This is a genomic window from Limnohabitans sp. TS-CS-82, from assembly GCF_002943475.1.
The window spans coordinates 151,396-175,994 of the sequence record NZ_PTQX01000006.1 but is presented as its reverse complement, the minus strand read 5'-3'; the positions used below and the strand labels follow the sequence as shown (position 1 = coordinate 175,994).

27 protein-coding genes and 1 pseudogene are annotated in these 24,599 nt (G+C 56.4%); 9 read left to right on the top strand and 19 right to left on the bottom strand.

Translation table 11 applies throughout. The annotated features are described in order from the left end of the window. Positions 1-7: 7 nt before the first annotated feature. Positions 8-607, top strand: coding sequence for a 2-hydroxychromene-2-carboxylate isomerase (locus C5F52_RS13920; protein WP_104798952.1), 600 nt, complete (start codon positions 8-10; stop codon positions 605-607). Between the two features lie 3 nt (positions 608-610). On the opposite strand, the gene C5F52_RS13915 is transcribed toward C5F52_RS13920, so the two are convergent. The 3 genes from C5F52_RS13915 to orn all read right to left on the bottom strand — a co-directional run bounded on the left by C5F52_RS13915 (position 611) and on the right by orn (position 4,722). After that, complete coding sequence (locus C5F52_RS13915; RefSeq protein ID WP_104798951.1) at positions 611-1,939, bottom strand: hypothetical protein; 1,329 nt, start codon at positions 1,937-1,939, stop codon at positions 611-613. Between the two features lie 52 nt (positions 1,940-1,991). Further along, positions 1,992-3,902 (bottom strand): DEAD/DEAH box helicase, encoded by a 1,911-nt coding sequence (locus C5F52_RS13910; RefSeq protein WP_104799078.1) that lies wholly within the window; start codon positions 3,900-3,902, stop codon positions 1,992-1,994. 235 nt (positions 3,903-4,137) lie between these two features. Continuing rightward, positions 4,138-4,722: an oligoribonuclease gene (orn, locus tag C5F52_RS13905; protein WP_104798950.1), complete on the bottom strand. Its 585-nt coding sequence runs from the start codon at positions 4,720-4,722 to the stop codon at positions 4,138-4,140. Positions 4,723-4,776: 54 nt separating this feature from the next. Between orn and C5F52_RS13900 the strand changes: the two genes are divergently transcribed. After that, on the top strand, positions 4,777-6,033 hold the full coding sequence (locus C5F52_RS13900) for a M48 family metallopeptidase (protein ID WP_104799077.1): 1,257 nt from the start codon (positions 4,777-4,779) through the stop codon (positions 6,031-6,033). Next, the gene (rsgA, locus tag C5F52_RS13895) at positions 6,030-6,917 is read left to right on the top strand and encodes a ribosome small subunit-dependent GTPase A (RefSeq protein ID WP_104798949.1); all 888 of its coding nucleotides are present in this window, start codon (positions 6,030-6,032) and stop codon (positions 6,915-6,917) included. The genes C5F52_RS13900 and rsgA overlap by 4 nt, the downstream gene beginning before the upstream one ends. Positions 6,918-6,922: 5 nt before the next feature. Here rsgA and C5F52_RS13890 read toward each other — a convergent pair whose 3' ends face one another. The 6 genes from C5F52_RS13890 to rpsP form a co-directional block, all read right to left on the bottom strand. Continuing rightward, the gene (locus tag C5F52_RS13890; protein WP_104798948.1) at positions 6,923-7,903 is read right to left on the bottom strand and encodes a CobD/CbiB family protein; all 981 of its coding nucleotides are present in this window, start codon (positions 7,901-7,903) and stop codon (positions 6,923-6,925) included. 37 nt (positions 7,904-7,940) lie between these two features. After that, positions 7,941-8,615 (bottom strand): CoA pyrophosphatase, encoded by a 675-nt coding sequence (locus C5F52_RS13885; RefSeq protein WP_104799076.1) that lies wholly within the window; start codon positions 8,613-8,615, stop codon positions 7,941-7,943. 72 nt (positions 8,616-8,687) lie between these two features. After that, the gene (rplS, locus tag C5F52_RS13880; RefSeq protein ID WP_104798947.1) at positions 8,688-9,089 is read right to left on the bottom strand and encodes a 50S ribosomal protein L19; all 402 of its coding nucleotides are present in this window, start codon (positions 9,087-9,089) and stop codon (positions 8,688-8,690) included. Positions 9,090-9,179: 90 nt separating this feature from the next. Next, positions 9,180-9,941: a tRNA (guanosine(37)-N1)-methyltransferase TrmD gene (gene trmD, locus C5F52_RS13875; protein WP_104798946.1), complete on the bottom strand. Its 762-nt coding sequence runs from the start codon at positions 9,939-9,941 to the stop codon at positions 9,180-9,182. Positions 9,942-9,963: 22 nt separating this feature from the next. Continuing rightward, a complete protein-coding gene (rimM, locus tag C5F52_RS13870; protein WP_104798945.1) occupies positions 9,964-10,527 on the bottom strand; it encodes a ribosome maturation factor RimM in 564 nt (187 codons plus the stop codon). A 22-nt stretch (positions 10,528-10,549) separates the two neighbouring features. Further along, positions 10,550-10,801 (bottom strand): 30S ribosomal protein S16, encoded by a 252-nt coding sequence (gene rpsP, locus C5F52_RS13865; RefSeq protein ID WP_104798944.1) that lies wholly within the window; start codon positions 10,799-10,801, stop codon positions 10,550-10,552. 111 nt (positions 10,802-10,912) lie between these two features. Between rpsP and C5F52_RS13860 the strand changes: the two genes are divergently transcribed. Continuing rightward, positions 10,913-11,359, top strand: a complete 447-nt coding sequence (locus tag C5F52_RS13860; RefSeq protein WP_104798943.1) for a hypothetical protein — start codon at positions 10,913-10,915, stop codon at positions 11,357-11,359. Position 11,360: 1 nt separating this feature from the next. Here C5F52_RS13860 and C5F52_RS13855 read toward each other — a convergent pair whose 3' ends face one another. The 7 genes from C5F52_RS13855 to C5F52_RS13825 form a co-directional block, all read right to left on the bottom strand. Beyond that, positions 11,361-12,371, bottom strand: coding sequence for an inorganic phosphate transporter (locus tag C5F52_RS13855; protein WP_104798942.1), 1,011 nt, complete (start codon positions 12,369-12,371; stop codon positions 11,361-11,363). A 16-nt stretch (positions 12,372-12,387) separates the two neighbouring features. Continuing rightward, positions 12,388-13,035, bottom strand: coding sequence for a DUF47 domain-containing protein (locus tag C5F52_RS13850; RefSeq protein WP_104798941.1), 648 nt, complete (start codon positions 13,033-13,035; stop codon positions 12,388-12,390). A gap of 127 nt (positions 13,036-13,162) precedes the next feature. After that, on the bottom strand, positions 13,163-13,642 hold the full coding sequence (gene folK, locus C5F52_RS13845; RefSeq protein WP_104798940.1) for a 2-amino-4-hydroxy-6-hydroxymethyldihydropteridine diphosphokinase: 480 nt from the start codon (positions 13,640-13,642) through the stop codon (positions 13,163-13,165). A 9-nt stretch (positions 13,643-13,651) separates the two neighbouring features. Beyond that, positions 13,652-15,196 (bottom strand): polynucleotide adenylyltransferase PcnB, encoded by a 1,545-nt coding sequence (gene pcnB, locus C5F52_RS13840; protein ID WP_104798939.1) that lies wholly within the window; start codon positions 15,194-15,196, stop codon positions 13,652-13,654. Then, positions 15,193-15,864, bottom strand: coding sequence for an HAD family phosphatase (locus C5F52_RS13835; RefSeq protein WP_104798938.1), 672 nt, complete (start codon positions 15,862-15,864; stop codon positions 15,193-15,195). The genes pcnB and C5F52_RS13835 overlap by 4 nt, the downstream gene beginning before the upstream one ends. After that, positions 15,864-16,550 (bottom strand): DnaA regulatory inactivator Hda, encoded by a 687-nt coding sequence (gene hda / locus C5F52_RS13830; RefSeq protein ID WP_104798937.1) that lies wholly within the window; start codon positions 16,548-16,550, stop codon positions 15,864-15,866. Before hda ends, C5F52_RS13835 begins: the two co-directional genes overlap by 1 nt. Positions 16,551-16,556: 6 nt before the next feature. Further along, complete coding sequence (locus C5F52_RS13825; protein WP_104798936.1) at positions 16,557-17,630, bottom strand: AI-2E family transporter; 1,074 nt, start codon at positions 17,628-17,630, stop codon at positions 16,557-16,559. Positions 17,631-17,712: 82 nt separating this feature from the next. On the opposite strand from C5F52_RS13825, the gene purM reads away from it, so the two are divergent. Further along, positions 17,713-18,741 carry a phosphoribosylformylglycinamidine cyclo-ligase gene (gene purM / locus C5F52_RS13820; RefSeq protein ID WP_104798935.1) on the top strand — a complete coding sequence of 343 codons (1,029 nt, stop codon included), beginning with the start codon at positions 17,713-17,715 and terminating at the stop codon, positions 18,739-18,741. A 55-nt stretch (positions 18,742-18,796) separates the two neighbouring features. Here purM and C5F52_RS13815 read toward each other — a convergent pair. Further along, a pseudogene (locus C5F52_RS13815) lies at positions 18,797-19,507 on the bottom strand (SirB1 family protein); the annotation flags it as partial. Between the two features lie 12 nt (positions 19,508-19,519). Then, entirely contained in the window at positions 19,520-21,085 is a 1,566-nt protein-coding gene (gene murJ / locus C5F52_RS13810; protein WP_104798933.1) for a murein biosynthesis integral membrane protein MurJ, read from the bottom strand. Between the two features lie 84 nt (positions 21,086-21,169). Between murJ and rpsT the strand changes: the two genes are divergently transcribed. Continuing rightward, a complete protein-coding gene (rpsT, locus tag C5F52_RS13805; protein ID WP_104798932.1) occupies positions 21,170-21,469 on the top strand; it encodes a 30S ribosomal protein S20 in 300 nt (99 codons plus the stop codon). Positions 21,470-21,604: 135 nt separating this feature from the next. Here the strand turns inward: rpsT and C5F52_RS13800 are convergent, their stop codons facing one another. Then, positions 21,605-21,928 carry a DUF3579 domain-containing protein gene (locus tag C5F52_RS13800; RefSeq protein ID WP_104798931.1) on the bottom strand — a complete coding sequence of 108 codons (324 nt, stop codon included), beginning with the start codon at positions 21,926-21,928 and terminating at the stop codon, positions 21,605-21,607. A gap of 222 nt (positions 21,929-22,150) precedes the next feature. Between C5F52_RS13800 and C5F52_RS13795 the strand changes: the two genes are divergently transcribed. From C5F52_RS13795 to C5F52_RS13785, 3 genes are read left to right on the top strand one after another with little or no spacing between them, the layout of a single operon-like run. Beyond that, on the top strand, positions 22,151-23,353 hold the full coding sequence (locus tag C5F52_RS13795; RefSeq protein ID WP_104798930.1) for an aspartate aminotransferase family protein: 1,203 nt from the start codon (positions 22,151-22,153) through the stop codon (positions 23,351-23,353). Next, positions 23,350-24,291, top strand: coding sequence for an ornithine carbamoyltransferase (gene argF / locus C5F52_RS13790; RefSeq protein ID WP_104798929.1), 942 nt, complete (start codon positions 23,350-23,352; stop codon positions 24,289-24,291). Before C5F52_RS13795 ends, argF begins: the two co-directional genes overlap by 4 nt. Further along, the gene (locus C5F52_RS13785) at positions 24,291-24,596 is read left to right on the top strand and encodes a YkgJ family cysteine cluster protein (RefSeq protein WP_104798928.1); all 306 of its coding nucleotides are present in this window, start codon (positions 24,291-24,293) and stop codon (positions 24,594-24,596) included. Before argF ends, C5F52_RS13785 begins: the two co-directional genes overlap by 1 nt. Positions 24,597-24,599 lie beyond the last annotated feature (3 nt).

The window sequence follows — 24,599 nt, the reverse complement described above, 5'->3', positions numbered from 1 at the left end:
CACGCACATGTCACACACCATTGATTACTACTTCGCTCCCCAAAGTCCTTGGACATATTTGGGACACCAACGCGCTTGGGATTTGGCCAACAAAGCAGGGGCGACCCTCCGCGTCATGCCCGTCGATTTAGGCCAAGTCTTCCCCATCTCGGGCGGATTGCCTTTAGGCAAACGTGCACCGCAGCGCCAGAAGTACCGCTTGGTCGAATTGGCGCGTTTCAGCGAGGCATTAAACATGCCCTTGAATGTTGAACCTCAATTTTTCCCAGTGCCAGGCGATGATGCGGCACGCGTGATCATTGCCGTTGATCAAGCCCATGGGGCGCAAGCCGCCATGGCATACACAGGCGCCGTGCTGACGGCGGTGTGGGCGCAACAGCGCAACATTGCCGATGCTCAGGTGTTAGCGGCGTTACTGCAAGAGTGCAACCTAGACGCCAGTTGCATGGCCCGTGCTCAAACGCCAGAGGTGCAAGCCACTTACGCCCAAAACACCCAAAGCGCGATTGATGCACACGTCTTTGGTGCGCCCAGCTATGTGGTGGATGGGGAGATGTTTTGGGGCCAAGATCGCTTAGATTTTGTAGCGCGCAAACTGGGCGTTTGACGCTCAGCGCAGTCGACGCCAAATGGCGCGGGTGACGCGTCCGAAGTTACCCGAAAGATCTCGCAAATTCTTGTCTAAAGCGTCGCGCACAACAGGGTTGTGCTGCGTCAACATGCCGTAAAAACTCAAAGATTGACTGCCATTCATCAACTCGGCGGTCATCATTGGGAAGGCTTTCAACACCAATGCATCCAACTCATCAGCCGCGGCATAGGCTGATTTTGAGACGTCCTCTCGCAAGCTGAATTCGGTCAACACCAAGCGACCTTGGTCTTTGGATAAATTTGCAAATGCAAGCAAATTCGGGTGATTGAAGTCACCTTTGTTCAGCGCCGCCAACAAGCTTTGTTGATGAAAATTCTCCAATGCCGCGTGTCGATCAGACACTCTTTGCAACCGCTCATCTTTGGACTGTGGCATACCCGTGATCGCCAACATGTCTGCCCACAGCATGCCTGTCACCGAACTACCAGGCAACACGTTGGCGTGATAAGGCTGCGTGAGGTCTTGCGCATAGTGCATGGCCCAGCCCGCAAAACGCCAACCCCAATAAGGATGGCCGGACAGCATGGCGTGACGCGCTAACGTTTGCCACAAATGCATGCGGTATTCGGGAAAGGTTCGACGTAAAGCGCCCGACGAGGCGTACATCAGGGGTGACTCGTGAAAGTAACCGCTGTGAAACGCCATTTGACTGGACGCAAGGTGTTTCGGATCGTCCAAGGGCTGTTTGCCAAAGCCATAGTTTTGTCCAAACTCGGTGGCGTTGTTCTCCCATAATCCTATGTCTAGACCATAGTCAGGCTCGTCGGATGCGGTGGCAATGACATCCAGCACAGCCACAAACTCGGCATCGCGCAACGCCACAAACTTGGCATCGACCACGCCACTGACTTTGTGCAAACTGATGTCTTGCCATGCTAGGGAGGGACGGTGGTTGTCAGCCAGCACTTGCGTTGTGGGCTGGAGCTGCAAATACAGCGGTAACGGCATGTTCGGATTGGCACGCACGGCACTCAAGAAGCGATGCACCCACACGCTGGCATCGGCATCTTTGTCGTGGTGATAGGCCAGCACTTCGGGGCGTGCTGGGTAATTACGCACATGCCCCCTCGCCCATTGCTCTTCTTGCTGCAGCAAGCCCTCTAAGGCCGGTCCTTGGTCTTTCAAGAAGCCCGAAAGAGGTTCGACCTTGACTAGGGGTTCGGAACGAACCTCAGGCAAAGCATTGAGCGCTTGCCAAGTGCCGATGGCGTGTCTTGACCATGCATGAGCCGAACTTACAGCCACACCAAATAACAGACCAAAAAAAAGACGTTCAAACCAACGCATTACACAATTGTGCAACGAGTTGGCCGAACGTCTGGTTCAGCCGAGCTGAAAATTAACGCGGTGTGCGTGGTTTAGGCGCGCGTTTCTTGGCGTCAAAGCCACCAAAAGACTTGCCAGCTGGACGTGGTGCCTTGTCAAAAGGCGTACGGCCTGCCTCAAACGGAGCGCGAGGGCCACGCGCGGGGGCACGGTCGTCAAAGTTGCGGGGGCCCGATGGTTGACCAAAGTTTTGGCCACCACCGAAATTGCCACGCGGCGCACCTTCGCCAAAGTTGCCACGAGGGCCACCTTGACGGGCGTCAAAGTTGTTTTGACGTGGCTCGAATGACTGACCTTTGCGATCGTCGAAACGTGGCTCAGAGCGGCCTTCAAAGCGACCTTCTGAACGGCCTTCGAAACGACCTTGACCTTCAAAACGACCACCACCGCCACCGCCAAATTTGCCGCCGCCACCGAAGCTGTTGCCACGGCCACCACCACCAAATTTGCCACCGCCACCTTTGCGATCGAAATCACGGCCACCGCGTTGTTCAACGCGTTGGGTAGGCTCCATGCCTGGAATCACTTCAGCAGTGAACTGCTGGCGTGTGTAGGCTTCGATGTCGTAAATTTTGCGCTTGTCACGGAACTCGGCCAGAGTCACGGCCAAGCCATCACGGCCAGCACGACCGGTACGGCCAATGCGGTGGGTGTAGTCCTCAGACTTCATGGGCAAGCCGAAGTTGAACACGTGTGTGATGGTGGGCACGTCAATACCGCGAGCGGCCACATCGGTTGCCACCAAGAACTGCACTTGACCTTGGCGCAAAGCCATCAAGCGACGGTTACGCAAGCCTTGGCTCAACGCACCGTGCAATGCCACAGCCGAGAAGCCTTCTTGTTGCAAGTCATTGGCCAAGCCGTCGCACTCGATTTGAGTGCTGGCAAAGATGATGGCTTGGTTGATCGTGGTGTCGCGCAAGAGGTGATCCAACAGACGACGCTTGTGTTGCGCGTTGTCCGCCCAATGCAAGATTTGGCGAATGTTGCTGTGCTTCTCTTGTGGCGAGTCGATTTGCACGCGTTGGGGTTGACGCATGACGCGTGTCGCCAACTGCTGAATGCGTGGCGCAAACGTGGCGCTGAACATCATGGTTTGCTTGCGGTCAATGGTGAGTTGGTTGATTTCAGCCAAGTCATCCGAGAAACCGAGGTCCAACATGCGGTCGGCTTCGTCCACCACCAAGAACTGAACTTGGTCCAGCTTGATTTGCATAGAGCGCTGCAAGTCCAACAAACGGCCTGGTGTGGCAACGACCAAATCGGCGTTTTGCAGTTTGGCAATTTGCAACTGGTAAGGCATACCACCCACCACGTTGGCAACGCGCAGGCCACGGCAATGCTGCACCAAATCGATGGCGTCATGAGCGACCTGCTGGGCCAATTCACGGGTTGGGCAAACGATCAAGGCACCAGGTGTGGGGGCCTTGAAGTTGCGTGTGTTGGTCGGGTCTTTGCGCTTGGGGCGCTTAGGCGCTGGCTCGCCTTTGGCTTCGGCCTCGGCCACTGCAGCTTCAAACTCAGCGCGCTCTTGGGCTTCGGCTTCGGCTTGTTGCTTCAACAAGGTGTGCAACACAGGCAACAAGAATGCCGCTGTTTTGCCGCTACCTGTTTGGCTAGACACCATCAAGTCGATGAAACCCGCTTTGGCATCGGCGTTGTCGTTTGGCAAAGCCAATGGAATGGTTTTTTGTTGAACCGTGGTGGGCTGGGTGTAACCCAAGTCTTTCACCGCTTGCACCAACTGAGGTGCCAAGCCCAACAAAACGAAACCGTTGGGGGCTTCGGGTTGCTCAACAACGGCTTCAGCGTCAGCGTGAACGGCTTCTGTAGAAATAGTTTCAGAAGAGATGGCTTCTGGAGCGGAAATAGAAATAGTTTCGGCAGGCGCAAATTCGCCTGTCACATTTAAAGTGTCAGTCATGATTTTTTCTCGCACGTGAGCGCCGCAGGTTGTGCGGCTGCTCCGTTCTAGGTTAAAAAACATCAACCATCAAACGGAACCTGCTCTGACCCGTCTAGGGTTTTTTCAGTGCTTGGGACTCATTTGGCGAGTCCGGTGAATGAAGGTAGATGTACAAATTCGCCACTCTGTGTAGCGAAGCCATAGATTATGGCACAAATTCGGGTTTCTACCTAACCACCATTGAATCCGAAGGTTAATCGAGCTTCAGGAAGTGCTCGCGGTAGTACAACATTTCGTCAATGGACTCGTGAACATCGGCCAACGCTGTGTGTTTTTGCGCCTTCTTAAAGGCTTTTTGCACCTCAGGCTTCCAGCGGCGAGCCAATTCTTTGAGCGTGCTCACATCGACATTGCGGTAATGGAACCACGCTTCTAACTTCGGCATGTACTTGTTCAAAAACCGACGATCTTGCCCAATGGTGTTGCCACACATGGGTGACACGCCTTTGGACACGTAAGGCTTTAAGAATGCAATCAGCTGCTCTTGTGCTTGTTCTTCGGTCACGGTGGAGGCTTTGACTTTGTCGATCAACCCACTTTTGCCATGCGTCCCTTTGTTCCAAGCATCCATCTTGTTGAGGACTTCATCACTTTGGTGAATGACAAAGACCGGCCCTTCAATGCGGGTCACGAGATTGGGACACGTCACGATCACAGCGATTTCGAGCAAGCGCTCACGCTCGGGCTCAAGGCCAGACATTTCGCAATCGAGCCACACCAAGTTCATATCGGACTTGGCAAGTTTGGGGACAACAGGGAGGTTCAGAGATTCAGACATGCACAGGATTGTCGCCCATCACTTGCGGCGCTTCATCTAAACTCACCCGTCATGATGAACCCCTCTTTTGCGATCACCGTGTCGCTGGCTCTTTTGCTAGTGGCCAACTTGCTCACCAAACTCTGGCTCAGTGGCCGCCAAGTGCGCCACGTGGCCCAGCACCGCAGCAACGTGCCCGAAACATTTGCGCACACCATCAGTCTGCAAGCACATCAAAAAGCTGCCGACTACACCCTCGCTAAATCACGCGTGGCCATGCTGGATATCGCATTGGATGCCGCCATGCTATTGGGCTGGACACTTCTGGGCGGACTTGATTTATTGAACCAAATCACCCTGAACTTCATGGGCATAGGCATGGCTCAACAAGTGACCTTGGTCGTGTGCTTTGCCCTCATCAGCGGGTTGATTGGCTTACCTTTGTCGCTCTACCAAACCTTTGGCGTCGAACAACGCTTCGGCTTTAACCACACCACGGTGCACCTGTGGCTCAGCGACATGCTCAAGGGCTTGCTGGTGGGTTCGGTCTTAGGCCTGCCTATCTTGTGGCTGGTCCTTTGGTTGATGGATGCTGGTGGTCCTCTGTGGTGGTTGTATGCATGGGCCGCGCTGGTCGCCTACCAATTGTTGGTGATGTGGATTGCGCCTAACTTCATCATGCCGCTGTTCAACAAATTCACGCCGCTCGAAGACGACACATTGAAAGCGCGCGTGACAGCGCTGATGAACCGCGCAGGCTTCAAAGCCAAAGGGTTTTTCGTGATGGATGGCAGCCGCCGATCGGCCCACTCCAATGCCTTTTTCACGGGCTTTGGCGCATCCAAACGCGTGGTCTTCTTTGACACCTTGTTGGCACAGCTCAATGGCGACGAAATGGAAGCCGTGCTCGCCCATGAACTGGGGCATTTCAAACACCGCCACATTTTGAAAATGATGGCCACTAGCTTTGCCATGAGCCTCGCAGGTTTGGCATTGCTGGGCTGGCTCTCGCAACAAATTTGGTTTTACACCGGCTTGAGCGTCACGCCCAATTTGACCGGCGGAAACAGCGCCCTAGCCTTGCTGCTGTTCATGCTCACGCTGCCATTGCTGACCTTCTTCATCTCACCTTTGTCGGCGTGGCGATCACGTCAATTTGAATTTCAGGCAGATGCTTACGCCGTCGCCAACAGCCAAGCCAGCGCCCTGAGCAGTGCCCTGCTCAAGCTCTACCAAGACAACGCATCCACGCTCACGCCAGATCCTTGGTTTGTGGCGTTCTACTACTCTCACCCGCCTGCCGCACAGCGCTTGGCACGGTTCACAGCATGAAACAAACAGGTTTGGTGGTCGCGAGTCACGGGCGTCACTGCGTGGTGGAGACGCCCGATGGCGAGCGTCGCATTTGCCATCCGCGCGGCAAGAAAAGTCAGGTGGTGGTGGGCGATCGCGTGCAATGGTTGGCCAGCACAGACGAAGGCACGATTGAAAAAGTCGAACCCCGCAGCAACTTGTTTTACCGACAAGACGAAATTCGCACCAAGTCTTTTGCCGCCAACTTGGATCAAATTTTGATCTTGATTGCAGCGGAGCCTGAGTTCTCTGAAATGCAGCTCACCCGCGCCTTGATCGCAGCAGAAGCTGAACACATCACCCCCTTGATTGCGCTCAACAAGCGTGACTTAAAAATTCCCTTTGATCGCGCTCTAGCGAGACTTGAACCCTACGCGCGCATGGGCTACACGGTGCTGTCGTTGGGCCTCAAAGACGGTGATTTGGGTGATTTGTCTGAACGCCTCGCCCACAAGACCACCTTGGTTCTTGGCCCCTCGGGCACGGGCAAAAGTACGTTGATCAACCAACTGATCCCCGATGCCAATGTGGCAACAGGTGAAATCTCGCACGCCTTGAACTCGGGGCGGCACACCACGACTTCTACCACTTGGCATTGGGTCGATGCAGCGCGAACGACGGGTTTGATTGACTCGCCTGGATTTCAAGAATTTGGCATGCATCACATCGATGCCATGCAGCTGGCCGCTTACATGCCAGACTTCAAGCCGCATGTGGCGCACTGCAAGTTCTACAACTGCTCGCATTTGCACGAGCCTGGCTGCGGGGTGCAAGCCGCTGTGACGGCTGGCGAGATCACCGCATCGCGTTACAAACTCTACGGCTTGTTATTTGCAGAATTGACGCAACCCGCGCACTACTAAGGCGATCAGCCCAACAAACGGGCCATCGTGAGCAACGCCAGCAACACCATCCAGAGCACCACGCTGCGCCAGACGAGGCCGACCAAACTGGCCAAATGCGCCATTTCTGGCTGACGGCCTGGCGTGCTTTCACTGTCAAATGCGTCAGCATCCACGGCTTCACCCAAGCGGGTGGCCGCATCTGGCCGCAAAGCCTCACCACCCAGACGCACATTCAACGCACCTGATATGGCCGATAACACCACACCATCGTTGTCGTCAGGAAAACGCTGGGCATGGTTGCGCCAGCAGTCAATGGCCTCTTCGAAATTGCCCACCACGGCAAAAGCAAGCGCTGTCAAACGCGCAGGAAACCAGTCCACGGCATGCCAAGCGGTGTCACCCGCTTCTTGCAACGTGTCGCTGATCCAACCCTTTTTTTGTTTGTCCACATTGCGCCAATGGCGCGACACCAATTCGCTCATGCGATAGAAAACTGCGCCAGCAGGCCCGAAACCAATGGCTGCCAACACAGAAAACCAAGCCAAAACGCCAAACACATGGCGGTGCGCAGACAGCGCGGAATGTTCAATCACATGTCTGAGCAATTCACTGCGAGGCAGGCTACCGACCGACACGTGCTGCCAATCGGCTAACAACTCTCGGGCGAGGCGCTCGTCGCCCGCATCCAAGGCGTCGCGAATGTCGGTGAAGTGGTGGCTGAATTGCCGAAAACCGAGCGAGGCATACAAAACACCAATGCTCCAAATGACAGCCACAGGCCAACCAAAGACAAACATCAGCACCGCATGGACCAACAAGGCCATCAACGTGGGCACGCCAACCGCCAGTGCCCAAGTGGTCCACGCCAAACGGGCATGGCCTGCATCGAGGGTTTGACTCAGCCACACTACCCACGCGCGACAACTGCGGTGCACCCAGCTGTTGTGCACCAACGGACGGGCTTGTTCAATCAATAAAGCGAAGAGCAGGGCCAAGAAACTCATGGCTTGATGATAGCGGCTGACCCGTGCTGCTTTGGGTTTAAGCCGACATGAATCGGTAAAAGTTACGCAACATGCCTGCAGTTGCACCCCAAATAAAGCGCAAATGGGGGCCATCTTGGTAAGGCATGGACAACCATTCGCGTCGCACCCCGTCATGCTCAAACGTGTGCCAGCGGTGGTGGGCCGGATTCATCAAAAAAGCCAAGGGCACTTCAAACGTGTCAGCCACTTCGTCGGGATTGGACTGCAAGTGCATGTCTGGCGACACCAAAGCCACGACGGGTGTGACAAGGAATGCGGAGCCGGTCATGTACTCCGGCAACGTACCCAAGACTTGAATATGGCGCGCATCCAGTCCCACTTCCTCTTGCGCCTCACGCAAGGCAGTGGCTGTCGCATCTTGATCTTCTGGATCGCACTTCCCGCCTGCAAATGCAATTTGGCCTGAGTGGGTGGACATGTGCGCCGTGCGCTGCGTCAGCAGCACGGTGGGCTCATCACGCATCACCAAAGCCAACAAAACGGCGGCTTGGGCGGGGGCTCGATCTAAGAACTTGCGCTCACGCACCAACTCGGGTTGCCAAACGGGGGGATGGGCAAAACGCGCTTGCAGAGCCTGCGCCGTGAAGGCGTGCCTAGGCACAGGTGCCAGATGGTGGTCCACCCGCGTCACCGCGATTTTTTGAGGGTCAAAGAGAGGAAGTTGGCTCATGAAAAAAGCCGCCACAAGTTCTCACTTGAGGCGGCTTCTTGGCAAGCAAATCGCAAGCAGTTAAAAACCTGCTTATTGAGCTGCTGCGGCTGCTGCGGCTTTGGAAGCTGCTGCAGACTTGCTGACCAGCTTTTCCTTGATACGAGCCGACTTGCCGCTACGGTCACGCAAGTAGTACAACTTGGCACGACGCACGTCACCACGACGCTTGACTTCGATGCTAGCGATCAAAGGGCTGTAAGTTTGGAACGTACGCTCCACACCTTCGCCGCTAGAGATCTTGCGCACGATGAAGCCGCTGTTGAGGCCACGGTTGCGCTTAGCAATCACCACACCTTCGTAGGCCTGGACACGCTTGCGTGTGCCTTCAACCACGTTGACGCTCACAATGACTGTGTCGCCAGGTGCGAATTCGGGGATTGTTTTGCCGAGGCGAGCAATTTCTTCTGCCTCGAGAGTTTGGATCAGGTTCATGGTTTCCTCTAAAGATCTTGATCGCGCTACACAAAAGGCTTCAGGTCGCATTGCCCGAAGCGGCCGATCAGAGGATCGAAAAGCCCACAATTATAGCGTTTTATTTGTCAACAAAACTCGCTCGTCTTGGGGCGTCAGTTTGTGGGCTGCGCGCGCAGCCTCCACAAGCTCTGGGCGTAAACGGGCGGTCAACAGCAAACGCTGGTCACGGCGCCAGCGTTCAATCTGGACATGGTGACCGGACAACAACTCAAGAGGAACACCCTGCTCCGCCCACACTTCGGGGCGTGTGTAATTTGGGCAGTCCAGCAAGCCATCCAAAGCCGGATTGAAACTGTCGAGTTGGTGGCTGCCTTCGTCATTCAAGACCCCAGGTTGCAGACGCGCAACCGCATCTAACAAAGCCATCGCCGCCAATTCGCCGCCTGACAAGACAAAGTCGCCCAAGCTGATTTGGACATCCACATGCGCCTCAATGAAGCGTTGATCAATGCCTTCGTAACGCCCGCACAACAGCACCGCACCTTGGCTGTCAGACCACTGCTGCACGGTGGCATGACGCAAAGTTTGCCCAATGGGCGAAAACAAAACCAAGGGCGCCACATCGCGGGCTTGTTGACGGTCCGCGCGGATAGCAGCCAAACAAGCCGCCAAAGGCTCCGCCATCATGACCATGCCGGGGCCTCCGCCAAAAGGACGGTCATCCACACGTCGGTAATTGCCCAAAGCAAAGTCACGCGGGTTCCACAAACGAACGTCCACCAATTGCGATTCGTAAGCGCGACGGGTCACGCCAATTTTGAGAAAAGGCTCAAACAGCTCAGGAAAAAGGGTAATGACGTCAAAGCGCACAAGGCGTCTTTCAGCGTTGGCGTCAGTAATCAGTGTGCCAGTCCACCGTGATACGGCGGCCAGCCAAATCGACGTTGTCGATGTAAGCGCTGACAAAAGGAATCATGCGCTCTTGGGTTTTGTCGTCTTCGACGAACTCCAGCACCAACACAGTTTGAGGACCGGTGTGCAACAACTCGCGCACTTGGCCCATTGCCTCACCTTCGCGGTTGACGACGTCTAAGCCGAGCAAATCGACCCAGTAATACTCGTCAGCGTCTGGTGTTGGGAAGCTAGATCGTGCGACAAAAATGCGCGCACCTTTGAGAAGCTCCGCTTGGTTGCGGTCTGTCACATTTTGTCCGTGGGCAACCACAGAACCTGAGTGATCTTTGGCTTCAGCTACTTTAAAAAGCAGCGTGCCAGAAAATGTCTTGGCACCTTGCGTCGCGGGTTGTAAAAACCAGCGCTTAGAAGAAAAAAGCGCTTCCGGAGAAGCGCTGTAGGGCAAGACTTTGAACCAGCCCTTGACGCCCCAAGCGTCTGCAATTCGACCGACCTCAATAGCGTCCGCAGGAAGTTCCGCAGACTCAAGGCCAAGCATCATTGCAGGTGCAGGGACTGTCAAATTAAGCGGCTGCTCTGGCAGCTTGCTTGATCAAACGCTCAACCGTAGGTGAGCACTGAGCGCCAACGCCAGTCCAGTGAGTCAGACGGTCTTGCGCAATGCGCAAGCCCTCTTCGCCACCGCGAGCGATTGGGTTGTAAAAACCGATACGCTCGATGAAGCGACCATCGCGACGGACGCGCTTGTCTGCCACAACAATGTTGAAAAATGGACGGGCTTTAGAGCCGCCGCGGGAAAGTCGGATGACGACCATGATGAATCCTTCGGGTGGGTGGTGTTTTCAACGTTTGAGACACGCGCTAAGGCCACCCGGCCTGCGACACGCTGAAAAGCCCATAAGTATAGCGCCTTACACTCTCGACTTATGAAAAACAAAACCGTCGCCGCTTGGCTGGCCTTCGCAGGAGGCCCTTTGGGGCTGCATCGCTTCTATCTTTTTGGCATCTGGGACACCTTGGGCTGGCTGCTGCCCATCCCCACCGCACTCGGGTTTTATGGCATCGAACGCGTACAACAGTACGGTCTTGACGACATGGCCAGTTGGTGGCTCATCCCATTGGCGGGGTTCACGTTCGCCGCTTGCGCGCTCAATGCCATCGTGTACGCGTTGATGACGCCTGAAGTCTGGAACCGCAAGTTCAACCCAAGCGCCAACGAAGAAGCGCCGGCTGGTCAAACCAGTTGGTTGACCATCGGCGCTATCGTTTGTTCGCTGCTGATTGGTGCCACGGTGCTGATGTCAAGCATCGTGTTCAGCTTTCAACGCTACTTCGAATATCAAATCGAAGAAGCGCAAAAGATTTCCCAGTAAATCAATACAAGGCCATGCTGACCCAGTAGGCCACGCCAGCCACGAAAGCGCTGGCAGGAATTGTCAAAATCCACGCCCACACGATGCCGCCCGCCACGCCCCAGCGCACGGCGCTGGCGCGCTGTGTGGAGCCCACACCCACGATGGCACCGGTGATGGTGTGCGTCGTAGAAACAGGAATACCCAAGGCGGTGGCCAAGAACAAGGTCATCGCTCCACCGGTTTCAGCGCAAAAACCGCCCACTGGTTTCAGTTTGGTGATCTTTTGGCCCATGGTCTTCACAATGCGCCAGCCGCCAAACAGGGTACCTAGGCCAATGGCCATGTAGCAGCAAACGATCGTCCAACTGGGGGGCGAGGTATCCGTGGCCGACACATAGCCCGTCGCGACCAACAACATCCAAATGATGCCAATGGTTTTCTGCGCGTCGTTACCACCATGACCCAAGCTGTAAGCGCCGGCAGAAACCAACTGCAAGCGACGGAACCACTTGTCCACGCGCGAAGGGCGAAAGCTTCTGAATATCCAAGCGACCGCAACCATCATCAGCGAGCCAAGTGTGAAGCCCAACAAAGGCGACACAAAAATGAACGCCACGGTTTTCAAAATGCCTGCAGACACCAAAGCACTGGTGCCCGCCTTGGCAATCACAGCCCCAGAAATACCGCCAATCAGCGCGTGAGACGAGCTGCTAGGGATGCCGTAATACCAAGTGATGATGTTCCACGTCACGGCCCCGACCAAGGCACCAAACACCACATGGGTGTCCACAATGCCAGGCTGAACAATGCCCTTGCCCACGGTAGCCGCCACACTGAGGTGGAAGATGAAGATGGCCACGAAGTTAAAAAACGCGGCAAACAACACGGCTTGACCAGGTTTGAGAACCCCCGTAGAGACCACGGTAGCAATCGAGTTCGCGGCATCGTGAAAGCCGTTCATGAAATCGAACAGCAAAGCCAACGCCACCAACAAAGCGACCACCCAAAAGGCGGTTTGTGCGGTTTCCATGAGTAACCCGCCTAGCTCAAGAGTTTTCGAGGACCACGCCCTCGATCAAATTGGCCACGTCTTCGCACTTGTCGGTGATGGTTTCCAACAATTCATAGATCGCTTTGAGTTTGATGACCTCACGCACATCGGGCTCTTCACGGAACAGTTTGCTCATGGCGCTGCGCATGACACGGTCAGCGTCTGACTCCAATTTGTCAATCTCTTCGCAGGTCTTGAGCGCGGCTTCAGCGGTGGCTTGGTCCGAGATCTTTTCGAGCAAATACACCGCATCGCGCAAGCGCTCGCAGCACTTGACGCTCAAATCGGTCAAACGCACGATTTCTTCGGTCATGTGACGCACGTCATACAGAGCCATGGTTTCGGCAGAGTCTTGGATCAAGTCAGCCACATCGTCCATGGTGTTGATCAACGAGTGAATTTGCTCGCGATCAATCGGCGTGATGAAGGTCTTGTGAATGGCACGGTTGACATCGTGGGTGACACGGTCCGCGGCACGCTCTGCGTTGTCGACATCTTGGTTGTACTTATCGCGCAAGATGGGGTCGTTGTAATTGGCGACCAAATTTGAAAAAGCATGTGCAGCTTCGACGATGCGATCGGCGTGCTGGTTGAACATGACGAAAAAATTGCCTTCCGTAGGCAGCAGTTTCCCAAATAGCATGGGTTCTCCTGTGAGATGAAAATTTATGACAATTCGATGACGGCGAAGTGTAAACGCTAGCTTAGTGAGAAAACATCACATGGACTGCGCCTGACAGTCGTCCACCGGCCGGCAACGCAATGCAAGATCAGCGAATTTTCTCAATCGTTTGATGGCTCACGGCCGCCAACAAATCGGCCGTGACGCGTTCAGGACACACCTGCGCCAAGGGCACCAGCACAAAGGCCCGTTCTGTCCACCGTGGGTGCGGCAAGGTCAACTCTGTCGTGGCAAGTTGTGCGTCGCCATGAAAAATGAGGTCTAAGTCCAAGGTACGCGGCGCATTTTTATAGGGCCGCTGGCGGCCATGCGCTTGCTCAATTTGCTGCAGGACATGCAACAAATCCAACGGCGACAGCTGGGTCTCAAGCAAGGCCACCGCGTTGATGAAATCCGGCCCTGAAGCTTCGTGAGGTGCCGTTCGGTACAGCGACGAAGCGCGTACCACGCGGGTATCGTCGAGCTGGGTCAGATCGCCCAAGGCCTGCTGCACCACCGCTCTCGCATCGCCCAGGTTGGCGCCAAGTGCCACACATGCCAACACGGGTGACACGCTCAAGGCCGCCATCGTCACCGCTTACTCTGCGCTGGGCGCGCTCTCGCCGCCGCCCGTAGGCTTGCGACGACGACGACGGCGCTTTTTAGCAGCCCCATCGGAAGCCTCGGTCTCACCTTCGGGCTCCACCTCGCGGAAACGCGGGTCCACCACAGGTTTTTCGGCACGACGCACCGAGTGCACGCGCGGCGTGCGCTGGGCTTTTTGCTGCTCCAAACGGACTTGTTGCAACAAGTCTTCGCGCGTGGCGTCGTCGGCCATGCTGAACTCTTGCCACCAGTCGGCCAAGACCACATCGATCTCGCCCACATCAGCACGCAAGCGCATGAAGTCAAAGCCAGCACGGAAGCGCACTTGCTCGACCATGGTCCAAGGACCGCTGCCCACGCGTTTGTCGAAGCGGGGCTGCATGGTCCAAATTTCGCGCATGTCCGCACCCAACTTGCCTCGGCCCGACACATCGCCAATCCGAGACTCAAACACCTCGTCAATCGCATCTTGCAGCGCAGGGAATGACGGCTGTTTGACGCGTCGCTGAGCCCAAATATCACGCACATCTGACCACAACACGCACGCCAACAAGAAGCTAGGCGCCACAGGCTTGCCCTCGCCCACACGGCGATCGGTATCGCTCAAAGCGGCTTTCACGAAGGCGTCATCCGCACGCTCAACCACGATGTCGAGCAAGGGGTAAATGCCTTTGTGCAAACCTTGAAGCTTGAGCTGTTCAAGGCTGGCAAGGGCATGGCCGGTTTGCAACAGCTTGAGCATTTCGTCAAACAAGCGGCTTTGCGGCACATCGGCCAGCAACTTGACCGCGCGTTTCAACGGCGCAGCTGTTTTGGCCTCTAGCTTGAAGCCCGAAGCCGCCAATTTGGCCGCAAAACGCACCGCACGGATGATGCGCACGGGGTCTTCGCGGTAGCGCAAAGCGGGGTCGCCAATCATGCGGATGACTTTTTTCTTCGCATCGGCAATGCCGCCGTGGTAGTCGATCACGTTACCCGTTTCGGGGTCGTAGTACATGGCGTTGATGGTGAAGTCACGGCGTGCCGCGTCTTGGTCTTGCGGACCCCACACGTTGTCGCGCAGCACACGACCGCTGGCGTCGACGGCGTGTTTCATGTTGGCCAGCTCTTGCTTGCTGCTGCGCTCGTTGCCTTTGACTTGCTCGGCATCGGCGTTGTCCAAATGCGCACGGAAGGTGGACACCTCAATCACCTCATGCTCGCGACCGCGGCCATACACCACGTGCACGATGCGAAAGCGTCGGCCAATGATGAAAGCGCGACGGAAAGCCGCTTTGACCTGCTCGGGTGTGGCATTGGTGGCCACGTCGAAGTCTTTGGGCTTCAAGCCCAACAGCAAATCGCGCACCGCACCGCCCACGATGTAGGCCTCAAAACCGCGATCTTGCAGGGTGCGAACCACGTTGAGGGCACGCTCGTCGACCCAGTCGACGTTGATGCCATGCACCTTGGCAGGCACCACTTGGCGTTTGCCCAAATTGGGCTTGGTGCTGTCAGGCGATTTGCCCATCAGCTTGTTGATGAATTGTTTGATCATTGTTTTGGGAAGAGTTCCAAAATCGGCCAGCCTTTTTCTAAGGCCACGGCGCGCAGTGTGTTGTCGGGATTGGTCGCCACGGGGTGGTTGACGCGCTCCAACAGGGGCAAATCGTTGCGGGAATCGCTGTAGAACGTGGTGTTCACATCAGTCCAGTCCAAGCCTTCGCGTGTGAGCCATTGTTGCAGACGTTGCACTTTGCCTTCGCGCAAAGTCGGCACACCGCTGATTTCGTTGGTGAACCAGCCCTTGGCATCGCGCACCAACTCCACCGCAATCAGCTCGTCCACGCCAAAGGCTTTGGCAATCGGGCGGGTCACAAACTCGTTGGTCGCGGTGATGATGATGACGCGCTCGCCCGCATCGCGGTGCTTCTGCACCAAAGCCAAGGCTTCGGGTCGAATGGCCGGTTGAATCACCTCTTGCATGAATTGCGCGTGCGCCTCGGCCGCCACTTCGGGGCTGCGTTGGCAAAACGCCTCGGCGGCAAAGCGCACGTATTCATGAATATCCAAAGTACCCGCTTGGTAATGGGCGTAGAACTCATCATTTCGCTGACTGAACGTGTCGCGCGCATGCCAACCCAGCCGCACGGTGAATTCGCCCCACGATTGGTCTGAGTCAATTGGCAGCAAGGTGTGGTCTAAATCAAATAAAGCGAGTTTCATCACATGTTTTCCAGCATTGATTTGAGCAACGGAATGGTGATGGCGCGTTGCGTTTGCAAGGCGTAGCCATCCAGTTGATCGAGTAATTGAATCAGGCTGCTGAGGTCGCGGCTGAAACGCTTGAGCATGAAGTCCATCACCTCATCGCTCAAAAACACGCCCCGCTCATCCGCCTGTTGGCGCAGCACCGCGCGACGCTCGGGCTCGCTCAGAACCTGCAATTGAAAAATATGGCCCCAGCCCAAACGGGTGCGCAAGTCTTCGCGCAGCATCAAGGCGCTGGGCGGCACATCCCCTGCCGACAAGACCCAGCGCTGCTGGCCATCGTCCGGCGTCATGGCGTTGACAAACCAATTGAACGCGGCGTGCTGCTGCACGGCGGTGTAAAGATGCACATCGTCCAAAATGACCACCCGCCACGCGTCATCAAACGCCGTGGGTTCAGACACCGACGCGTCCATCCAACCCACCGCACACCCTTGATCGCGCAACGCAGCTTGGGCCGCACGCAACAAATGGGTTTTGCCAGAGCCGCCTTCACCCCACAGATATGTAGGCACAGGCGAACGCATGTCACTGGCCACCCACAACTGAATGTGCTGCCAAGCCGCCACATTGGGGCCAGCCAAAAAATTAGTCAGACTTGGGCCCGAAGCCAAGCCAATGTCGAGCGCGATTTGCTGCATGCGGCGTCAATGCCCTCGGTACAAACGGCTGGCGTGGTACTGCGCGCGCAGACGACGAATGGCCACCAGCAACACGGCACTGACTGGCAAAGCCACCAACACACCGACAAAACCAAACAATTCGCCAAACGCCATCAAGGCAAAGATGACATGCAAGGGATGCAAACCAATGCGCTCCCCCACCAAACGCGGCGTCAACACAAAACTCTCAATGACTTGACCCAAGCCGTACACCACGCCCACCATAAGCAGCGCTTCAGAAGGCGAAAACTGTAGAAATCCAGCCAAGGCCGCCAACACCAAGCCCACGCCAAACCCGAGGTACGGCACAAACACGGCCAAACCGGTGAACACACCGATCGGGAATGCCAGCTCTAGGCCAAAAGCCCAAAGCGCCAAGCTGTAATAAATCGCCAACAGCGCCATGACCGACAACTGGCCACGCAGGTATTGCCCCAAGACTTGGTCGCATTCATCGATGAATCGGTCATACGCACTGCGCATGGGCAAAGGCACCAAGGCCTCCACATGGCGCACCACACGGCGCCAATCCAGCAATAAATAAAACAGCACCACGGGCACCAAAACCAAGTTCCCGACCACCGCCAAGGCCACACTGCCGCCGATGCGCAAAGAGGTCAGCGCTTGTTTGAACACCTCGTCGAGAGACGTGCTGAAAATTTGTAACACCCAAGACTTCAGGCTTTCAGCATCCCATGCCACAGAGATGCCCATCGATTGCAGCCACGGCGTCAACACCGCTTGACCGCGCACCAGCAATGCGGGCAATTGCTCACGCATGCGCGGTAGCTCACTGGCCAAAATTGGCACCAACAAAGTCATCAAAGCGAGCAAAAGCAGCACAAGGGCACATTCCACCAACACCACAACCGCCATGCGAGGCAAGCGTCCGCCCGACAACCGTTCTAACCCGCGCACCAAAGGACTGAGGGCGTAAGCCAACACGGCGGCCACCACAAACGGCATCAACACGGGCCCCAGCAGCCACAAAATCAGCACAACCACGGCGATGAGGCCGGTCCATGCGAGGGCGTGTCGTTGCGCGGGGGTGAATTGCATACAGCGGGACGGGTGATGGCTTTAAAATTAAGCCTTGATTCTATCGGCGCGCACCTTCTGCACGCCTCAGCACCTCCTCACTATGAACAAACCCCTTTCCTACAAAGACGCCGGTGTCGACATTGACGCAGGCGACGCCTTGGTCGAACGCATCAAACCTCTGGCCAAAAAAACCATGCGCGAGGGCGTTTTAGCAGGCATTGGCGGTTTTGGCGCTTTGTTTGAAGTCCCCAAACGTTACAAAGAACCTGTGCTCGTCAGCGGCACAGACGGCGTGGGCACCAAGCTCAAACTGGCATTTGAATGGCAAATGCACGACACCGTGGGCATCGACTTGGTGGCCATGAGCGTGAACGACGTGTTGGTGCAAGGCGCTGAGCCCCTGTTCTTCCTCGACTACTTTGCGTGCGGCAAGTTGCATGTGGACACCGCAGCCGCCGTCGTGGGTGGCATCGCCAAAGGGTGCGAGCTGTCAGGCTGCGCTTTGATTGGCGGCGAAACCGCTGAAATGCCCGGCATGTACCCCGATGGCGAATACGACTTGGCGGGCTTTGCCGTCGGTGCCGTAGAGAAATCCAAAATCTTGACCGGTCAAGATGTGAAACCTGGCGATGTGGTCTTGGGCTTGGCCTCGGCGGGCGTGCACTCCAACGGTTTTTCGTTGGTCCGCAAGGTGATTGACCGCGCAGGTGCCAACGCCCCCGCCACCCTAGATGGCAAGCCGTTCAAAGAAGCCATCATGGCCCCCACCCGCTTGTATGTGAAGAGCGTGTTGGCCGCATTGGCCACCCAACCCATCAAAGCGTTGGCGCACATCACGGGCGGTGGTTTGCTTGAAAACATCCCACGCGTCTTGCCCGAAGGCATGGCGGCGCACTTGACCAAGGGCAGCTGGCCACAAACTGAGTTGTTTGCTTGGTTGCAAAGCACAGCGGGCATCGACGACATCGAGATGAACCGCACGTTCAACAACGGCATCGGCATGGTGGTGGTCATCGACGCAGCCCACGCTGCTGCTTGTGCGGAGGTGCTGCGTGCCCACGGCGAGCAAGTGCACACCATTGGTGTGATTGCCGAACGCGGCAATACAGCAGCGGTGTTGGTGCAATAACCTTGCTTCGATAAGAGCCGGACGCAGCCCCAAAGGGCTGTCAGCCGACTTCAGGCGCCTCGGGAATCAAAACCTGCAGGCGCTTTTTCACAAGTGCGAGACGCGGCGCATCGTTGTGGCTGACGTACACCTCTTCCAAATTGCGCAGCATGCGAGCCATGATTTCGCGGGGTGTGGCGGTGCGCAAACATTGCTTGAGCAAGTCGTCTGACACCTCACCGTTGCGCACCAACCCTGACTCGTTATACAAAGGCATAAGTCGCTCCATCAGGTCCTCTTTGCCCAGCGAACGGCCAGAAAAAGGATCGATCACAGCCATGCCATCGTGCGGGTGAGGCAAACGCACTTTCACCAAAAAATGCCCCGGAAAGCTCACCCCTTGGGCCTCTAAACCAAGACCCGCCGCCAACTCCAGCCACAACACCGCCAGACTGATGGGAATGCCGCGACGCGTGCGCAGCACCACATGCAAAAAGCTGTTGTCAGGGTCGTAGTAATCGTTCAAGTTGCCGCCAAAGCCCAACTCATCAAAGAAAAACTGGTTCAGCAAACGCAGTTTTTGCAGCGCGCCAGCGTCTGAGGGCAAACGTTGCTTGAGGCGCCCGCCGAGTTGGTCGACGTGATCGAGCACTTCCTGAATATCGAGTTCAGGGTATTCATCTTGAGCCAAGCTGGTGGCCGCTTCAAGCAAGGGAAAGTGGGCATCGCTTTGCACCAAAGACTCAAAGTATTCGAGTGCGGTGGGCACTTCTAATTTGAAATTCATGCAACTCGCCTTTCATCGACGCAACAAAACACGCAGCTTCAAGCCCGTGAGTGCCAGCGTACCAAAGTACAGCACCGCACTGACGGCCAACACGCACGCCATCAAACCTACGCGCCAGATCGGTGTGGCGTGCAATGCCGTCCAGTCCCAAGACTGGGCGGCCCAACACAACCAAGCCCCAAGCACGGCACATGCCACCAGCACTTGCAGCACAAAACGCAGCCAGCCCGTGCTCATGACATACGTGCCGTTGTGACGCAGGCCCCACAGCAGCCAAGCCGCGTTCACCAAAGCGCCCAGACCGATCGACAGGGCCAAACCAGCATGGGCGAAAAAGGGCACGAACACCAAATTAAACAGTTGCGTGATGACCAACACAGCCACCGCAATGCGCACGGGCGTGCGTATGTTTTGACTGGCGTAGTAACCGGGTGCCAGCACCTTGATGGCCACCAAACCCAGCAAGCCCACACCGTAGCCCATCAGGGCCAGCGTGGTTTGCTGCACATCGTGTGCGCTGAAAGCGCCGTAGTTGTAAAGCACCGCCACCAAGGCTTTTGAAAACACCAACAAAGCCAAGGCACAAGGCAGCGCCAGCACCACCACCAAACGCAAACCCCAGTCCAGCATGTCCGAGTATTTGGCCGTGTCGTTGGCCGCTTTGGCTGCTGAGAGTTGCGGCATCAGCACAACGCCCAACGCCACGCCCAATAAAGCCGTCGGAAACTCCATCAAACGATCGGCATAACTGAGCCAACTCACGCTGCCCGATACCAAATGCGAAGCAATTTGTGTGTTGATCAACAGCGAGATTTGCGCCACGCTCACCCCCAACAAGGCGGGCACCATGAGCTGCAAGATACGTTTAGGCCCCGGACCCGACCACGCTTGACGAATGTCGCGCCAGCGCAAACCGATGCGTGGCAAGAGCCCCAAACGTCGCAAAGCCACCAGTTGCACGCTGAGCTGCGCCACACCGCCCAACATCACACCGGCGGCCAAGGCATATATGGGCGGCACACCCAAAGTGCCAAACCAAGGGCCGCCCCACCAAGCGGCCACGATCATGGACACGTTCAACAGCACGGGTGTGGCCGCTGGCACGGCAAAGCGCTTCCACGTATTGAGCACCCCCGCCGCCAAGGCCACCAGCGACATGAAGGCAATGTAAGGAAACATCCAACGGGTCAACACCACCGCGACCTCAAAACCTTCGGATGACTGCTGCAAGCCACTGGCCATGGCCCAAACCAACCAAGGTGCCGCCAAAACACCCACAACGGAGGTTAAAAACAAGGCCCAAGCCAACAACGTCGCGACTTGGCTGATCAATTCATGGGTGGCCTCATCGCCCTGCTGCTGACGGCTGGCCGCCAACACAGGCACAAAAGCTTGGCTGAATGCGCCTTCGGCAAACAAGCGCCTAAACAGATTGGGAATGCGAAACGCCACATTGAAGGCATCCGTCAAGGCGCTGGCACCGAAGGTGGAGGCAATGAGGAGTTCGCGCATCAAGCCCGTGATGCGGGAAATAAGGGTCAAGCCCGAGACGATGGAGGCAGATTTGAACAGTGACACGGCTCACAGTGTAGCGACCGCCGCGTTTGAAGCTACAATCGTGGGCTTTGCTGGCATCATCCACAAACCTCTAGGAAATTCATCATGGCATCAGCTAAACCCAAGAAAAAAAACCCACGCCTGGCATCAGGTCGTAAACGCGTCCGTCAAGACATCAAAATCAATGCCGCCAACACCTCGTTGCGCTCGAAGTACCGCACTGCGGTGAAGAACGTCGAGAAAGCCGTTTTGGCTGGCGACAAAACCAAAGCCACCGAACTGTTTGCCAAGATGCAAGCTGTGGTGGACACGGTTGCCGACAAAGGCATCTTCCACAAGAACAAAGCAGCTCGCGATAAGAGCCGCCTCTCCACCAAGGTCAAGGCCTTGGTCCTCGCCGCCTGATCATTCAGGCAAACAGCCCGGCTTGATTCGTCAAGCCGCCGTTTGTAACGGGTGCGCTGCCAGCAAAGAAAAAGCAAAAAGCCGCTGCAAAGCGGCTTTTTTGTGGCCTGGACTTTTTCAATCCCAGCGTGAGGCTCAAATTTTAGATGGGGGATGCTCGGGCAGCAGGCAAGCCTCAACCACTTGCAAGCCATTGTCTTTGGCGAAGTTCATCACAAAGCTCCAAGCCATGGGCTCTTCATCGCGTAAGTCGGTGTGAACAATGACGCACTTGTTGCCGTCCAAGGTATTGGGCACACACCAAGGCGAGTAGCTCAAGTGGCTACCCGGCGTTGCGCCGCCTGGACGAAACTGGCTCATCACCCCAGCCAGACGCTCAGCCCAATCGCTGGGGCGGAATGTGCGTCCGTCTTGGGTAATTCCCAGAATAAATACTTCTTTGGCTGAGGGTGAAACCATCGGGTAGATGCTGAATGTTGGGCTTGAGCGACGGGGGATCTCCCTCTGTCGCTAGTGTGTCAGGTATTCTATCTTATATAAGACTTGTGACATTTTGACTTCGCAAAGTCACCACAACAAACGTGTCAATGTTCTTTCACAGAAGCGTCAAAAGCACCCTCTAAAATCACGCTTCAACGGCTCAACCTTCGTTGGGTCGTTTTTTATTTCAGGAGTTCACGCATGTCTGTTTTCATTGAAGCCGCCTCACCGCACACCATGAACACCTATGGCCGATTGCCCATCGCACTCAGCCATGGTCAAGGTTGCCGAGTCTGGGACGTCAATGGCAAACAATACCTCGATGCCCTCGCTGGCATCGCCGTGAACACGCTCGGACACAACCACCCCGAGTTTGCACCTGCGCTGCAAGACCAAATCGGCAAGATCATCCACACCTGCAATTACTTCCATGTGCCCGACGCCGAAAAGCTCGCCGCCAAGTTGGTCGAGTTGTCGAACATGACCAATGTGTTTTTCTGCAATTCAGGTCTGGAAGCCAACGAGGCAGCCATCAAGCTGGCCCGCAAATTCGGCCACGACAAAGGCATCACCAACCCCAAAATCGTGGTGTACGAAAAAGCCTTCCATGGCCGCAGCATCGCCACGCTCAGCGCCACCGCCAATGTGAAGCTGCAACAGGGTTTTGGTCCGCTGCTCGAAGGCTTCATCCGTGTGCCGCTCAACGACATGGAAGCCCTGAAAAACGCCACAGTCAACGACCCCGATGTCGTGGCCGTGTTCTTTGAAACCATTCAGGGCGAAGGTGGCATCAACCCCATGCGCGCTGACTACTTGCGCGAGGTGCGCGCGCTGTGCGACCAGCAAGACTGGCTGCTCATGATCGACGAAGTGCAGTGCGGCATTGGGCGCACCGGCAAATGGTTTGCCCACCAATGGGCAGGCATCGTGCCTGACGTCATGCCTTTGGCCAAAGGTCTGGGCTCTGGCGTGCCGATCGGCGCGGTCGTGGCTGGCCCCAAAGCAGCCCATATCTTCCAGCCTGGCAACCACGGCACTACCTTTGGCGGTAATCCCTTGGCCATGCGTGCGGGTGTAGAAACCATCCGCATCATGGAAAAAGATGGCCTGCTGGAGAACGCGGCCAATTTGGGCAAGCATTTCCACGACAAACTCACGGCCGAACTCGGTGGCCTCAAGGGTGTCAAGGACATCCGTGGCCAAGGCCTGATGATCGGCATCGAATTGGACCGCCCTTGTGGCGTTTTGCTCACGCAAGCTACCCAAGCAGGTCTGATCATCAACGTGACAGCCGACACCGTGGTGCGTCTCTTGCCGCCCTTGATCATGACCACAGCAGAGGCCGACGAGGTGCTCGCCATCCTCGTGCCCTTGATCAAAACATTTTTGGCAGAAGTCGCATGACCCAAACGCTGAAACATTACCTGCAATTCACTGACCTCACGGCCGACGAATATGCCTACCTGTTCACGCGCGCTGCGGTGATCAAAAAGAAATTCAAGTCCTACGAGAAACACCATTCACTGGCTGACCGTACGCTGGCCATGATTTTCGAAAAAGCCTCCACACGCACGCGTGTGAGCTTCGAAGCAGGCATGTACCAACTGGGCGGCTCGGTGGTGCACTTGACCACGGGCGACAGCCAACTCGGACGCGCAGAGCCCATCGAAGACAGCGCCAAAGTCATCAGCCGCATGGTCGACTTGGTGATGATTCGCACCTATGGCCAAGACAAGATCAACAGCTTCGCCAGCAATTCGCGCGTACCCGTGATCAACGGATTGACCAACGAATTCCACCCCTGCCAGATCATGGCGGACTTGTTCACCTTCATCGAACACCGCGGCTTGACTGCCCACCCGCTCGACTGCCTCAAAGGCAAAGTGGTGGCTTGGGTTGGCGACGGCAACAACATGGCCAACACTTGGCTGCAGGCCGCCCACATGCTGGGCTTCACCGTCCACGTCAGCACGCCCAGTGGCTATGAGGTCGACCCCGCCATCGCAGGCCTCTCCAACAGCGATTGCTACAAAGTTTTTGCAGACCCCATGCAAGCCTGCCAAGGTGCAGACTTGGTCACCACCGACGTGTGGACCAGCATGGGCTTTGAAGCCGAAAACGAAGCCCGCAAACAAGCCTTCAACGACTGGTGCGTGGACGCCGACATGATGGCGGCCGCCAAACCCAACGCGCTGTTCATGCACTGCTTGCCCGCCCACCGTGGCGAAGAAGTGTCGGCCGACGTGATCGACGGTCCGCAATCGGTCGTCTGGGACGAAGCCGAAAACCGCATGCATGTGCAAAAAGCCTTGATGGAGTACTTGCTGCTCGGACGTCAGTGATGTCGGCCTGTACCAGCTGCGGCGCCTGCTGCGCCAGCTTTCGGGTGGATTTCAGCATGGAAGAAATGGACACACACGGCGGCTCTGTCCCGTCGGGTTTGGGCCAAGAACTCACCGCCACCCTGTGCCGCATGCGCGGCACCGATTACTCGCCGCCGCGTTGCGCCGCACTCAGCGGCAAAGTGGGCGAGAAAGCCACTTGCGGCATTTACGAATGGCGCCCCTCCCCTTGCCGAGAATTTAAAGAAGGCAGCCCCGCCTGCGAGCGGGCTCGCATGCGCCAAGGTCTAGCGCCGCTCAGCTAAAAG

Bases quoted from the DNA above. Each gene is read 5' to 3' on its own strand.
- C5F52_RS13850 (WP_104798941.1), bottom strand. From the start codon at position 13,035: ATGCTATTTGGGAAACTGCTGCCTACGGAAGGCAATTTTTTCGTCATG.
- argF (WP_104798929.1), top strand. From the start codon at position 23,350: ATGACCCAAACGCTGAAACATTACCTGCAATTCACTGACCTCACGGCC.
- C5F52_RS13860 (WP_104798943.1), top strand. From the start codon at position 10,913: ATGAAAAACAAAACCGTCGCCGCTTGGCTGGCCTTCGCAGGAGGCCCT.
- C5F52_RS13800 (WP_104798931.1), bottom strand. From the start codon at position 21,928: ATGGTTTCACCCTCAGCCAAAGAAGTATTTATTCTGGGAATTACCCAA.
- C5F52_RS13795 (WP_104798930.1), top strand. From the start codon at position 22,151: ATGTCTGTTTTCATTGAAGCCGCCTCACCGCACACCATGAACACCTAT.
- C5F52_RS13825 (WP_104798936.1), bottom strand. From the start codon at position 17,630: ATGCAATTCACCCCCGCGCAACGACACGCCCTCGCATGGACCGGCCTC.
- pcnB (WP_104798939.1), bottom strand. From the start codon at position 15,196: ATGATCAAACAATTCATCAACAAGCTGATGGGCAAATCGCCTGACAGC.
- C5F52_RS13785 (WP_104798928.1), top strand. From the start codon at position 24,291: ATGTCGGCCTGTACCAGCTGCGGCGCCTGCTGCGCCAGCTTTCGGGTG.
- C5F52_RS13885 (WP_104799076.1), bottom strand. From the start codon at position 8,615: ATGAGCCAACTTCCTCTCTTTGACCCTCAAAAAATCGCGGTGACGCGG.
- rimM (WP_104798945.1), bottom strand. From the start codon at position 10,527: ATGATGCTTGGCCTTGAGTCTGCGGAACTTCCTGCGGACGCTATTGAG.
- rpsT (WP_104798932.1), top strand. From the start codon at position 21,170: ATGGCATCAGCTAAACCCAAGAAAAAAAACCCACGCCTGGCATCAGGT.
- orn (WP_104798950.1), bottom strand. From the start codon at position 4,722: ATGTCTGAATCTCTGAACCTCCCTGTTGTCCCCAAACTTGCCAAGTCC.
- C5F52_RS13855 (WP_104798942.1), bottom strand. From the start codon at position 12,371: ATGGAAACCGCACAAACCGCCTTTTGGGTGGTCGCTTTGTTGGTGGCG.
- folK (WP_104798940.1), bottom strand. From the start codon at position 13,642: ATGGCGGCCTTGAGCGTGTCACCCGTGTTGGCATGTGTGGCACTTGGC.
- C5F52_RS13890 (WP_104798948.1), bottom strand. From the start codon at position 7,903: ATGAGTTTCTTGGCCCTGCTCTTCGCTTTATTGATTGAACAAGCCCGT.
- rsgA (WP_104798949.1), top strand. From the start codon at position 6,030: ATGAAACAAACAGGTTTGGTGGTCGCGAGTCACGGGCGTCACTGCGTG.
- C5F52_RS13915 (WP_104798951.1), bottom strand. From the start codon at position 1,939: ATGCGTTGGTTTGAACGTCTTTTTTTTGGTCTGTTATTTGGTGTGGCT.
- C5F52_RS13920 (WP_104798952.1), top strand. From the start codon at position 8: ATGTCACACACCATTGATTACTACTTCGCTCCCCAAAGTCCTTGGACA.
- rpsP (WP_104798944.1), bottom strand. From the start codon at position 10,801: ATGGTCGTCATCCGACTTTCCCGCGGCGGCTCTAAAGCCCGTCCATTT.
- C5F52_RS13910 (WP_104799078.1), bottom strand. From the start codon at position 3,902: ATGACTGACACTTTAAATGTGACAGGCGAATTTGCGCCTGCCGAAACT.
- rplS (WP_104798947.1), bottom strand. From the start codon at position 9,089: ATGAACCTGATCCAAACTCTCGAGGCAGAAGAAATTGCTCGCCTCGGC.
- C5F52_RS13900 (WP_104799077.1), top strand. From the start codon at position 4,777: ATGAACCCCTCTTTTGCGATCACCGTGTCGCTGGCTCTTTTGCTAGTG.
- hda (WP_104798937.1), bottom strand. From the start codon at position 16,550: ATGCAGCAAATCGCGCTCGACATTGGCTTGGCTTCGGGCCCAAGTCTG.
- C5F52_RS13835 (WP_104798938.1), bottom strand. From the start codon at position 15,864: ATGAAACTCGCTTTATTTGATTTAGACCACACCTTGCTGCCAATTGAC.
- purM (WP_104798935.1), top strand. From the start codon at position 17,713: ATGAACAAACCCCTTTCCTACAAAGACGCCGGTGTCGACATTGACGCA.